Origin of the sequence: Methanococcoides vulcani, assembly GCF_900111645.1 — an archaeon.
GTDB lineage: Archaea > Halobacteriota > Methanosarcinia > Methanosarcinales > Methanosarcinaceae > Methanococcoides > Methanococcoides vulcani.
In genome coordinates this window covers 85,645-98,367 of sequence record NZ_FOHQ01000006.1, presented here as the reverse complement: position 1 = coordinate 98,367, position 12,723 = coordinate 85,645, and the positions used below count along the sequence as shown (strand labels likewise).

The following is a 12,723-nucleotide window of genomic DNA, read 5'->3' as shown; positions in this document are numbered from 1 at the left end:
AGGATCTTTGCTTCTGTCACAATAACACGAAGATGAAACCTACTATCCCCAGCATGATACCATTCTGCATGACCAGCGATACAACCATTATCCTCACACCCAGATTCGGACTGAAGATCCCCACATAATAAGGTAGCATGGTTCTGATCCTTGCAACACTTGCCAGTATCCTTCCGATGAGAAGTGCAAGAATTATATCCTTCGAAGAGAGCATATCTGTCTCCAAAAGATTACCTGCTATGGTAAATGCAGCTATATTGCTGGCAAACCAGCCGGCGATTATGGGAAGGCCCTCGGCAGGCACATATTGGATCATGAATGAATCTTTCATTATGGATGCTGCCCAATCAAAAAGACCTGTATCCATCAGCTGGAAAACTATGATCGATACAATTGTCATAGTCAGGACGATCCTTGTAAGAGATGAACGGGACCTCTTCAAGGACTTCACAGAGGCTTCCCGGAAGCTGATCGTTTCTGCATTACTGTGGATATTCCCCGAAGGCCGGGGTGTAAGGATAAGACGTGCCACTATCAATGCGATCATCGTTTTCAGGAAACCTATGAGTACAATAATCCCCAGATAGATAAGCCCGGTAGTTCCAAGCAATATGACCATCACGGGTAGGAGATCCCTTGAAAGTACGATGCCTGACGGGAAGGAATTGACCATTGTCGCAACGATGGTTTCCCTTCTATCGATGTGGCTGTCATCGTGCAGCTTTGCGATCATGGAGTTACCTGCAGCTGATGAACCAAAAGATGTTAGAAAACTAAGACCGATCTCTTCCCGTAAGTGACCAAAGCGCATCAGGGGAGATGCCAGAAAGCCCAGCTTGTTCACCCAGCCCATCTCCACCATAATGTCCATTATCAGAGTTCCGATAACGATCGGCGGGATGACCTTGATGAGATAGTCAAATGCTGAGTATAATCCATCGATCCACATTTGCGGTCATATTCTCCATATCAGATAAGAGTCTTACGTGTTCTTCCTAAAAAAAGCAAATGAACAGGAAACAAAATGAGATATGTAACAACAAATGCTGGCCGAAAAATTGCAACACTCTTAAATAAATATCAATACATATTTTATATTGGCAGGGGGAGTGCTAATGAACCAGAGGTTCCAATTGATCAGAAATTTCCGCAATATATCTGGAAAGAAACTATACACAAATTGTATCATAAGTATCGTTCTTGTAATGGTCTCAGCTTTTTTCATCCTGACGACAAATGTTGCTTTTGCTATCGAAGAACCGGCATCTGAATTTGAAAGCTGTGAACCTTGTCATTCCGATATTACTGCTAATTTTTCATCATCCCTTCATTACACCGGTAGCAGCATGAAAGGAGAATATGAGAAAGGAGCAGCAGGTGAATTTGGAATGGATATGCACGTTTTCTATGAGGAAAGGGGTTGCTCATCATGTCATGCTACCTCCTGTACATCATGTCATACAGGTGAGGGAGGACATGGAGGCGATATAACTCTGGAAACATGTGACCAATGTCACTTTAAAAAGCAGACATCATATTTCCAGGGAGAGCTTCCTGCACATAAGGGTGTAGCTCCAAATGCAGATGTCCACTATGAAAAGGGACTTGACTGCACAGACTGCCATACCGCAGAAGAGATCCATGGTGACGGAGTTGCTTACGAGTCCCAGATGGAAGCTGTGAAAGTAACATGTTCTGATTGTCATACTGATCCAGAAAAGACCGTAAACGGCATGTCTGTTACGCAATATTCACTGGATACCCCCGCACATAGCATACATGACGGGAAACTCGATTGTTCAGCCTGTCATTCCGGCTGGCTTATCACCTGTGTGAACTGCCATCTGGAAACAGGTCAATTGGATAAAATCGATGTGGACAGGTTCTACCTTGCAAGATCGGTAGATGGTACGATCAAACCTTTCATCAATATGACCACCTCTTATAACAACTCAACACACACAGCTTTTGCTGAATGGACACCTCATACAACCACCAGGGAAGCAAAGGATTGTGTATTCTGCCACGAGAACACCGAAATATTCTGTGGAGATCGTGAAGCAGTGATACTTGGTGCCGGTGGTTCGTTCCTTTCACAGGAAACGATTGACAGGATAGCCGAAGCTCCACTTGGTGTTGAGACTGATAGCGAGGACACGCCGGGATTCATGGTTTATATGGCGATCGCAGGAGTGCTGGCTGGCTATTTCGTAATGAGACGTAAGTGAAAAAACCCAGATGGGTTTGAAAAATAAGAATAAGTTTAAAGAAAGGCTTTATTCAAGCCTTTCCTTCAGATAGCTCTTAAATTCCTCGTAATCCGTACCCAGGAATTCCATGTGCTCCTCCCTTCCCTCGATCTCTTTCAGGCTTTGCGGAGGTTCAGGTTCAATTCCGATAGCAGACACTACTTCTTCAGGGAATTTTGCCGGATGGGCAGTTTCCAGTGTCACTGCGAGCGTGTTATCGTTAGTGCTTGCCCTGTAATCCATCAGGCCCTTAATGCCAACAGCACCGTGAGGCTCGATGAAAATGTTGTGCCCCTCGAAGAACTCCTTGACCACTGCTTTGGTTTCCTCGTCCGTGACAGATGTTGAATAGATATCACCGTTCAATCTGTCCATGTCAGGAAGCTTGTTGATATTGCCCTGTTCATCCATTTCCCCACCATAGATCGCGATGAGCCTGGCAAGGTTGCTTGGGTGACCGACGTTCATTGCATTTGAGATGCAGTTCTTTGAAGGAACGATCTTTTCATATTCGCCGGTATTAAGGAACCCCGGGACCTCATCGTTCTCGTTAACAGAAGCAATTATCTTTTTGATAGGCACGCCCATGTTCTTTGCCAGCACACAGCCCATCATATTACCGAAGTTACCTGATGGTATTGAGAAAATGATCTCCTCAGGGTAATTCCTTAGTTTCAGGTAGGAATAGAAGTAGTAGAGCGTCTGCGGGATCAGGCGGCCTATGTTAATGGAATTTGCGGATGAAAGGTTCAGGTGTTTGAGCTCACTGTCTGCAAATGCCTGCTTAACCATTGCCTGACAGTCATCGAACTTGCCGTCTATTGCCAGTGCAGAGATGTTCTTGTTAAGGGTTGTCATCTGCTTCCTCTGGCGGTCTGAAACTTCATATTCAGGGAACAATACGATAACCTTAATTTTGCCAAGACCATAGAATGCATGAGCAACTGCACTTCCTGTATCTCCGGAAGTTGCTGTAAGTATGGTCAGTTCCTTGTTCTCCTTCTTGAGATAGAACTGCATGAGCCTTGCCATCATACGGGCGGCAAAGTCTTTGAAAGATGCAGTTGGACCACGGTCAAGTCTCATTATGTATGTGTTCTCATCTACTTCTTCCAGTGGTACTTCATAGTCGTAGGCATCATAGGTTATTGCTTTCAGGGATTCCTCATCGATCTCACCTTCAAGTATCTTCTTAAGCAACTGGAAAGCGACCTCAGGATACTCTTCATCCTTTAAGGCTACGAGCTCTTCTTCTGAGAAGTGTGGAAGTGTCTTTGGCATGTAAAGGCCTTTGTCAGGAGCCAGGCCAGTGATAAGTGCAGTTTCAAAATTTACTTCTTCTGCTTGGAGATTAGTGCTATAGAGTTTCATATTAATCAGGACTCTTATATTGATCCATTATTGTGTTATTTAAGGATAGATAATCATGAAAAGATTAATTTCTGAACGTTAATTCGGTGTATTCTACTTAAGTATTACATGCCGGGTATATTTATGAGCTTTTCTCTCTTATTTGTTATTGCAGTCCGATGCCAGACAAAAATGATAGAATTTTCTCTTGCTTTCTTTTGTCAGGACGATAAGACGGAATTTTTCATCCCATCACGATCTGTACTGCAGTTGGATATTTTCTCATGATAGAATAACCAATACTTTTTCCTACCCAGAGCCTTCCTTTGTTAAGGCTCCGGGATTTGCTTATCTCCCCCATGATCTGGAGAGCTTTAACAGCGTTCTCATCATTGAGAAAACAACTATCTTCCACACGGTTGTCAAGGAAGAACAGAATTGGAAGCCTGAGCCGTCCATGGAGTTCTTCCGGAAGTCCCTCTTCAAGCAGACCTAGTATCTCTTTATCGAATAAATGCTCCTTACCACCCTTTGTCTTTGAGGATGGTATCTCCTCCCCAAGCAATTGAGAAAGGGGTTTCCTCTCAGCCACGATCTCCTTATTGATCTTGCCGATCTCAACTCTCATCCAGCTCATCAGTCCTGAGTCATCCGAATCCGGTAGTCTCCCTGACATATAGCTCACTTGAAATTGTTATTGGGAATGAATATTATCTGTTGATATCCGACACTAATATCATTTATCTATATGATATTCTTCAGATTAATTTCTGGTGCTTGTTATTAGAATAAAGAACATACTGAGCACATGCAGGTGATAGGAACCTACACCGTGTCAAAAAAGAAACTAATTATATCAGATCAACCTATAAATTATCAGAACTGGAGAAATATTCGCACGCAAAGTGAATATCGGGGAGATGGATTTACTTGAAAATGACAATGGTTATTCCCAGTTACTGGGGAAGAGAAAGTAGCATAGGATGGCTTGAAGGTGATACAGTTTACGATCATGCCACACCACTGGATTCTGAGGGGACGCTTGGAAGAGCTATAGAAAGCACAGCAATACTTGAGGACACTGATTTTGAACTGGTGATACTGGTCGCTCCAAATAATGATGAGATCACAGAACAGGTCGAGCAGAAAGTAAGTGAGATCATCAGGACCTCTGCAAACGATGGGATCAACGTTCATATGTTCGGTCCATCTCATCTGGAAAAGCTTCACGAGCATCTGAAGAACAATAATATGGATGAATACTGTGATCTGCTTTCACTAACAGGTTACTCCAACATAAGGAACATGTGCCTTTTCATCCCGCATATCATGGACTCGGATGTTGCACTTCTGATCGATGATGATGAGGTTTTCGAAGACCCTAAATTCATTTCCAAAGCAAAGGAGTTCATAGGGAACCACCATGAGGGGAGATTCATCGATGCCGTTGCCGGATACTATCTACAGCCGAATGGGGACTATCTTGTTGGAGTTCCTGACAGCCCATGGACCAGATACTGGGACAAGAATGTCTGTATGAACGAGGGTTTCAAACAGGTGATTGGCACACCCCCAAGGCTTAAGGAGACGCCTTTCGTATTTGGAGGAAATATGGCCATTCATAGGGATCTCTTCATGAAAGTCCCGTTCGACCCCATGGTCCCGCGAGGGGAGGACATTGATTACCTGATGAATGCCATGATGTTCGGTCATTCCTTCTTACTCGACAACGAACTTGCTATCAAGCATCTTCCACCTGCTAAATCCCATCCGACATGGAAACGAGTGAGAGAAGATATTTACAGGTTTGTCTATGAGCGGGCAAAGCTCATGAGCCAGAAAGAGACCGATGGGATGAAATTATTATCTGCAGACGATATGGGTTGTTATCCCGGAAATTATCTCAGGGACGATCTTGAAGAAAAGATCACAAATGCCTGCAGGCTTCTTTCTGAAGAATACCTGGATACCGGGGATCCATTGGGAAGTGAGGAAGCTCTCAGAAATATAGAACTTTCACTTAGCGATGCAATTCCAGATTTTGAACCCTTCGAACATCTATGCAAGCTGCAAAAGAGATGGAATGAATTAATGCTATACACAGCTGACAGGAAAGGAATGAGTTCGGTTCTTTCTGAAATGAAGTTCGATCAGGCCTGCCTTTTGCTAGCCTGTGAATCATGAAAATATACCAAACCTCTCAACAAATCCTTATAGGCTTATGTTGTAAGGCAAGTAATGGCAAGTTACAAGTTGATGATAAAGGATGTCATAAAAAAAGCCGACGTACTTCTTGAGGTCGTAGACGCTCGTTTTCCGGATGAGACCAGAAACAGTGAGGTCGAACGTAACGTTGAACGTTCACGAAAGCCATTGATCATAGTCCTCAGTAAATGCGATCTCGTATCAAAGGAAACTCTTGAGAAGTCCAAATCCCGCCTGTCAAAGATCGCACCAACAGTCTTTGTTTCCAGTAAGGAAAGGTTCGGTACAACCATGTTGAGACATAAGATCCTTGAAGTTGCCGACATAAAAGGACGTGATATTCTCGTCGGCAGCCTTGGTTATCCCAACACGGGTAAATCCTCGGTCATCAACGGGGTAGCAGGAAAGAACAAGGCCAGTACGTCTTCAATATCCGGACACACCAAAGGAGTCCAGCTTGTAAAGGCCGGGTCCCGTATTGTATTCATTGATACTCCCGGAGTCATACCCTTTGATGAGAATGATGAGTACAGACAGGGTCTTCTTGGAGTAAAGGATGCTACACACCTGAGTGATCCCATAGGAGTATCCATGAAGATAATTGAGACCATCTGTGCTGAGAACAAGCCTGTACTTGAAGAGTTCTATAAGGTCGAGATTGGAAATGAGAATTCTTACGAGATTCTTGAACTCATAGGCCTGAAGGCGAACTTCCTTAAGAAGAAAGGGGAAGTGGATGAAACAAGAGTTGCTATTAAGATAATCAACGACTGGCAAAAAGGAAAGCTACTTATCTAAAATTAGAATACTGGCCAATTTGCTTTGATCGACCACTATACACTGTATTAGTTACGAAGTTCCTCAAAAGATGTTAGTATCCGGAAAGCTTGTGGATAACATCCATCCCGGATCTTACGAAAGTATCTCTTTTACCCTTCCAACCTGACCATCTTCCAGCTGAACTTTTATTCCGTGGGGATGGGAAGAAGATTTAGTTAGAATTCTCTTTACGATGCCGTGAGTTATTTTACCGGATCGTTGATCTTTCTTTAAGACGATCCCTACTTTTGCTCCAATTTTGATATTTGCTCTGGTATTACCTTCACTCATGGTGGATGAAAGTTCTTAAAGCTATAAACAGATACTTTTTGAAAAAATTCGAATTACTTTACTTTATCGCCGCACAAAAATAGATCGATAAAATCGAACAATGAGTCGACAGACCATTATTATCATTATAAAATCTAAATCGTTTTTTTATAAGGGCAAAGCTTATTTAAATTTTAGAGATCAATAATTAATATTCAGGAATAATTTGTGGTATAACTCATCAGAGGTAGTACAATGGATCTACACAATTGGAAACTTACTGTATTGACCGTTTGTTTATTGATCACAGGGATGGTAATTCCAGCCTCTGCGTTCGCACCTTCGGTTGATGCTCAATATAACATTTATGAAGAATTGACTATAGAAATCCCAGAGAATGACCTATACGTACCTGGCGAAATAATCGTCAAGTTCGCTCCCGGCCTTTCAGAAGAAAAGATCGCAAATATAAATGTCAGGAACGGGGCTAAAGTAAAATACACAAGCCAACATGCAGGTTTCAAGGTCCTGAAGATCCCGGAGAACAGGAACGTCGAAAAGATGACGGAGATCTACAGTAAGAACCCGAATGTGGAATATGCTGTTCCAAATGCTATTATGACGGCCTTTGCTGTGAATGATGAATATTACAACTTCCAGTGGAATTTATACAGTAATTATAGTATCAATGTTGAACCTGCATGGGCAGAAACCACTGGAAATGATGTTGTCGTAGCTGTGCTTGATACGGGCGTTGCCTACGAGGATTACAGGCAATATAAAGTTGCTCCGGATCTTGCTAGTACTCAATTTATAGCGGGATATGATTTTGCCAATAATGATAAACATCCAAATGATGACCATTCCCATGGTACTCATGTTGCAGGAACAATTGCACAGAGCACCAATAATGGAATCGGTGTTGCCGGAGTGGCATATGATTGTTCCATTATGCCTGTAAAAGTGCTTGACAAGAGTGGAAGCGGAACCCTTTCAGAATTAGTGGATGGGATATACTTTGCAACCGATAATGGTGCAGATGTCATAAGCATGAGCCTTGGTTATCCTCCTGAGTATTACCCCGGTAAAGCATTGGATGATGCACTTGACCATGCAGACATTAATGGAGTTACTATCGTAGCTGCTGCAGGCAATGATGCAACAGGTGTAGTCAGTTATCCTGCTGCTTATGAGAAGTGTATTGCAGTCGGAGCAACAGGATATAATGGTCAGTTAGCTCCATACTCAAATTATGGAGATGCGATCGATGTGGTAGCACCTGGTGGAAATACTGGACAGGATCTGAACAGCGATGGATATGGAGATGGTATACTTCAAAATACATTCAATCCTACCACAAAAGACCCTAAAGACTTTGGTTACTACTTCTTCCAGGGTACTTCCATGGCTACTCCCCATGTTTCGGGTGTTGCAGCTTTATTGATATCTCAGGGTGCCTCCAACGATGAAGTTAGGACTGCACTTGAATCAACTGCAAAAGATCTGGGAACTACAGGATGGGACAGCAGATACGGCTATGGGCTCATTGATGCAAAAGCTGCACTGGAATACTACGATTCAATCACTCCACCCACTCCAATCAATAATCCCCCAGTCGCTGATACAGGTGGCCCATATGATGGAGTTGTAGGAACAGCAATAACATTTGATGGGTCTGGATCAAGTGATCTTGATGAAGATGCAACAAGCCTTTCCTATGACTGGTACTTTGGAGATGGTAGCACAGGTAGCGGTATTACTCCAACACACGCATACAATTCAATTGGAAGCTATACAGTCATACTCAATGTAACAGATAGTGAAGGTGCAACAAATGAATCTACTACTGTGGTAAGTATCACTGATCCAAATACACCAGTAGAGCAAATGTCCATGAAAAGCGTTGCAGTCACCGATTTCACAAGACAAGCAGGTAAAAATACATTTGTCTATGCTGAAGCAGTCGTGACCATTGTAGATGAAAATCAATATCCTGTAGAAGGTGCTACGGTCTCCGGACAATGGAGCGATAGTGCTACTGACACAGATACTGGTATAACCGATACTTCGGGAGAAATAACACTGACATCAGATGCTGCGAAATATAAGGGTAAGCCACTAACATTCATATTTACTGTGAACGACGTTACTCACGCTGTGTATGAATGGGATGGCTCAACCTTAACAGGATCAGTGACCCATCCACAACAAGAGTAAACCAAAAACTCTGGTCTCGATATGAGAACACCATTTTCTTTTTTTATTTTTCTTCCAATGACCTGATCCGGCATATTTTGATCAGAAAATCGGCAATATAAACCCCTTCATCGTCAGGAAAGGAAGCTTTTATGCATTGAACTACAATAACAATATAGAAAAAAACAAATTGAAGACCAAAAAAAACACATTTGAGGATGTTGTGGAAAACTCACTAAAATGTATGAACTGTTAATTCTATTGATCGCACTGGCAGGATTAATGATAGGTGCTGAACTTATCATCAAAGCAGCTCTGACCATTGCAGAACACTACAAGATATCACATGCATTTATCGGCCTTACACTGCTCACTCTGGGAACCAACCTGCCGGAACTTGTCATTAGTGTGACCGGCTCTGTTCAGCGACTAAGAGGAATTGAAACATCCGGACTCATTATTGGCGATTCCATCGGCTCCTGCTTTGGCCAGATAGGCATAACAATGGGCATTGTCGGTATGTTCGGGGTCCTGACCTTAACAAAACGAGAACTTTCCAGGGATGGAGTGATGATGCTTGCCTCTGTTGCCCTTCTGTTCCTGGCTGGCCTTGATGGCACACTTAGCCGGACAGACGGCCTGATCTTCATCGCGGCTTATGCGATCTATTTTTTCTTGTTATACAGGGAAGAAGAAGTCCACGAAAAGTTCAAGAGTGCTCCACCTCTACATTTCATGCGAACCATCCTTTCTATTAGTGTCGGCTTTGCGATCCTCATAATATCATCCTATGCAGTTCTGAACAATGCACTATACCTGGCAGATATGTGGGGGATATCACAATCCTTCATCGGGATCGTCCTTATCGGACTGGGAACCTCATTGCCGGAGCTTGCACTCTCATGGAGCAGTATCAGGAAAAGGGCTGTTAACCTCTCCGTTTTCAACCTGATCGGAAGCAACATATTTGACATACTTTTTACCCTTGGAGTAGGCAGTCTGATAAGCAGCTTTATCGTAAGTGAAGATTTGGTAAGATTTGATATTCCGGCCCTGTTCTTCTTCTCACTTCTGGTCTTATTGTTCTTCAGAAGGCATATGCAATTAAAGAAGAATGAAGCGTTTGTGTTGATATTGCTTTATGTGGTTTATATTGGCGTGAAGATCTATAGTTTGTGAGTATAATATCGGAAATTAAAAAAGCTCCTGATAACATTTTTCGTATCTGGAAGAACTAAGTAGATAATCTTATATTCCACACACTCTTATTAAATGCATCTGAATTATTTTAGAGATTTTATACATTAAAACAGTTAAATACACTGGTTTTAAACGTAATTCAGGATAATCGATCCGAATTGGCGACTGAAGAAAAAAAGTGGAATCAGAGCAAGGCTTGAACAATCAGATCTCATCAAATAATGTACATATGGATCTAAAGCTCGTGATAATAAAGGGATAAAATGAAACATCCAAAGACTATCCAAAAAGGACTGGACTATATCGTAGCAATGGATGCAACGGAGTTATCTCCATTTGAGATCAGAGAACTGCTGCGTAAAACGGTGACCAAACGCTTTGATGTCATTGATCAGATTATGCTAGCTGCCAGAAAGGAAGGTATCATAACTGATAAAGATGGTATGTGCCACTTCACTTATGAGGCACACGATCTGGATTTTTATAAACCCAAAATTATACACTCAAAAGAGATCAACAACTGTAGATGTTGTGGTAGGAGCATGAAGGAAAGTCACTACATCGAATTAAAATCCGGGTTGCTTGGTCCATACGGTTCTACTTGTATCAGGAAGCTATATCTGGACTATTTGTTTGAAGAATTGTAAATTTTTATTATTCTTGATTTATTTTTTACTGGTTTTGATCTATAAGCTCATTGAAAAAATCAAAGAATAATTGAAAGCTTTTGTTTTAATCGAGCTTGCAAATAAATCATAAAAACAAAAACAGTGCTCCTACAAAGATCATGGGAATTCCAAATATCATTCCAAGACCAGTTAATGAAAACATAATTCCAAGAACGATTAGCACCAAGCCAGATGCTTTCCTAATAGCTTTAAACGAAAGGGCAAATATGATCAATGATATGAAAGCTAATATATACAAACCAAAATCCATACTACACCTCAATTGATAAATTTATTATGAATAAACACTAATTTTTATTATGTTGGAATGCACAGCATACTATTTAATTCTTTTTAAAGTGGCATTAAATTTTTGTAACCAAGGGCATCACCTCATACATTTACCCCACCAAAACCTGTTTTAACTCAGAAATCAATATACTATATGGGTGTGGGAGTTGTACGTTATGAAGCGAGTTTGGGAAATTATGTGGGGATGAGATGCCGCTAAAAGGTGGTATTCTCAGTTCAATGACTCCCACACTTCTTGTTCAAAACTAATTTTGTCTTGCTGTCGGACCCTCATGGATCCATGATAGAAACTTTCCGGAGTCTGGGCTTCATTCTGATGTCATATCAGTTCCACCATCATCCAAATAGAACCGAAAACACATCCAACTGCACCAGCAGCATATACAAACCCGTCCCTGCAAAGATGCTGAGCATTGCATTGCGTTTCCACAAGTGCAAGCCCATGACCGCTGCTATAGTGAAGATCTCCGGGATCCCATAGGGAACCTGAAGCCACTGTACGTCCTTCAGGCAGTAGATCACAAGTAGCAAGAGGATCATCGGAGGGAGATTCTTCTCAATGGTGGAGAGGATCTCAGGCGGAGCTCTCGTATTAAAGAATACGAAAGGAAGAGCCCTTGTGGCGAAGGTGGCCATTGCTACTACTGCTGTAATGACCAACAAGTGCACCGGATCTTCCATCATGAGATGTCCTCCTGATCAGGGTCCTGATCTGCAATGCTTCTGATCTCAAGGTCGTCCTGAACGAACCTCTCATGTGCCATCAGGATGAGGGTGCCGATAAATATCGAGAACAATAGCATGTTGTCAGGACTGAAGAGCATCAGCGAAATGACACCTGCACCCATGGCTGCCATGAAGGGGAAACGGGACCTTGAAGCGTGGTACTGCTCAATGGTCAGCACCACGAACAGGGTAGCAAGCACAAAGGTCATTCCTTCCAGCCTGAGGTCAAGTACTGAACCCAGTACAGCACCAAGAACCGATCCCAGTATCCAGTACGAGTGGTCAAGCACAGCTATGTAGAAGTAGAACCTGCCCTTTGAATCCTCTTCCGGAGCTTTGGTGGTTGTTAGGAGTGCATAGGTCTCATCGGTAAGTGCGAAGATAAGGTAAGGTTTGACCTTTCCCACACCGGAGAACTTATCCAGCAAAGACAGACCGTAGAAAGAATGCCTGAGATTTATCAGCAGTGTGGTGATAGCAAATTCAGTAAGTCCTGCACCGGCGGCCAGTAATGCAACTGCAATGAACTGGCCTGCACCGGCATAGATGAAGATGCTCATTAAGGGTGCATATATCCAGTGATAGCCGGCTCCTTCGAGAAGGAATCCGAAAGCCATGCCTAGGGGAATATACCCCAGGAAGACCGGTAGCGTTGTCTTGAGGGCGCTTTTGAAAAGGCTTTCGCTCTGCTGGCTCATAATTCTTGCACACCTTTTAAATTTAAGGAT

The 12,723-nt window shown here is 42.6% G+C and carries 13 protein-coding genes; 7 read left to right on the top strand and 6 right to left on the bottom strand.

Features of this window, described 5'->3' with window-relative positions; all coding sequences use genetic code 11:
* Positions 1-16: 16 nt before the first annotated feature.
* Positions 17-949, bottom strand: coding sequence for a nucleoside recognition domain-containing protein (locus tag BMX02_RS09295; protein WP_091690414.1), 933 nt, complete (start codon positions 947-949; stop codon positions 17-19).
* 166 nt (positions 950-1,115) lie between these two features.
* Here BMX02_RS09295 and BMX02_RS09290 point away from each other — a divergent pair, with 166 nt between their 5' ends.
* Positions 1,116-2,228: a cytochrome c3 family protein gene (locus tag BMX02_RS09290; RefSeq protein WP_091690413.1), complete on the top strand. Its 1,113-nt coding sequence runs from the start codon at positions 1,116-1,118 to the stop codon at positions 2,226-2,228.
* A 48-nt stretch (positions 2,229-2,276) separates the two neighbouring features.
* Here BMX02_RS09290 and thrC read toward each other — a convergent pair whose 3' ends face one another.
* A complete protein-coding gene (thrC, locus tag BMX02_RS09285) occupies positions 2,277-3,620 on the bottom strand; it encodes a threonine synthase (RefSeq protein ID WP_091690412.1) in 1,344 nt (447 codons plus the stop codon).
* 223 nt (positions 3,621-3,843) lie between these two features.
* Positions 3,844-4,275, bottom strand: coding sequence for a DUF61 family protein (locus BMX02_RS09280; RefSeq protein WP_091690411.1), 432 nt, complete (start codon positions 4,273-4,275; stop codon positions 3,844-3,846).
* Between the two features lie 260 nt (positions 4,276-4,535).
* Here BMX02_RS09280 and BMX02_RS09275 point away from each other — a divergent pair, with 260 nt between their 5' ends.
* Both BMX02_RS09275 and BMX02_RS09270 read left to right on the top strand, forming a co-directional pair.
* Positions 4,536-5,783 (top strand): glycosyltransferase family 2 protein, encoded by a 1,248-nt coding sequence (locus tag BMX02_RS09275; protein WP_091690410.1) that lies wholly within the window; start codon positions 4,536-4,538, stop codon positions 5,781-5,783.
* 54 nt (positions 5,784-5,837) lie between these two features.
* On the top strand, positions 5,838-6,602 hold the full coding sequence (locus BMX02_RS09270) for a GTPase (RefSeq protein ID WP_091690409.1): 765 nt from the start codon (positions 5,838-5,840) through the stop codon (positions 6,600-6,602).
* Between the two features lie 114 nt (positions 6,603-6,716).
* Here BMX02_RS09270 and BMX02_RS09265 read toward each other — a convergent pair whose 3' ends face one another.
* Positions 6,717-6,914, bottom strand: a complete 198-nt coding sequence (locus BMX02_RS09265; RefSeq protein ID WP_091690408.1) for a YwbE family protein — start codon at positions 6,912-6,914, stop codon at positions 6,717-6,719.
* 234 nt (positions 6,915-7,148) lie between these two features.
* Here BMX02_RS09265 and BMX02_RS09260 point away from each other — a divergent pair, with 234 nt between their 5' ends.
* The 4 genes from BMX02_RS09260 to BMX02_RS11940 all read left to right on the top strand — a co-directional run bounded on the left by BMX02_RS09260 (position 7,149) and on the right by BMX02_RS11940 (position 11,244).
* Positions 7,149-9,110, top strand: coding sequence for a S8 family serine peptidase (locus BMX02_RS09260; RefSeq protein ID WP_091690407.1), 1,962 nt, complete (start codon positions 7,149-7,151; stop codon positions 9,108-9,110).
* Positions 9,111-9,329: 219 nt separating this feature from the next.
* The gene (locus tag BMX02_RS09255; RefSeq protein WP_091690406.1) at positions 9,330-10,268 is read left to right on the top strand and encodes a calcium/sodium antiporter; all 939 of its coding nucleotides are present in this window, start codon (positions 9,330-9,332) and stop codon (positions 10,266-10,268) included.
* Between the two features lie 284 nt (positions 10,269-10,552).
* Positions 10,553-10,936, top strand: coding sequence for a DUF5830 family protein (locus BMX02_RS09250; protein ID WP_091690405.1), 384 nt, complete (start codon positions 10,553-10,555; stop codon positions 10,934-10,936).
* A 140-nt stretch (positions 10,937-11,076) separates the two neighbouring features.
* Complete coding sequence (locus BMX02_RS11940; protein ID WP_167879330.1) at positions 11,077-11,244, top strand: hypothetical protein; 168 nt, start codon at positions 11,077-11,079, stop codon at positions 11,242-11,244.
* 361 nt (positions 11,245-11,605) lie between these two features.
* Here BMX02_RS11940 and BMX02_RS09240 read toward each other — a convergent pair whose 3' ends face one another.
* Together BMX02_RS09240 and BMX02_RS09235 are read right to left on the bottom strand one after the other, a co-directional pair.
* Positions 11,606-11,953 carry a branched-chain amino acid transporter permease gene (locus BMX02_RS09240; RefSeq protein WP_244625238.1) on the bottom strand — a complete coding sequence of 116 codons (348 nt, stop codon included), beginning with the start codon at positions 11,951-11,953 and terminating at the stop codon, positions 11,606-11,608.
* A complete protein-coding gene (locus BMX02_RS09235; RefSeq protein WP_091690403.1) occupies positions 11,950-12,693 on the bottom strand; it encodes an AzlC family ABC transporter permease in 744 nt (247 codons plus the stop codon). Before BMX02_RS09235 ends, BMX02_RS09240 begins: the two co-directional genes overlap by 4 nt.
* Between the last annotated feature and the right edge of the window lie 30 nt (positions 12,694-12,723).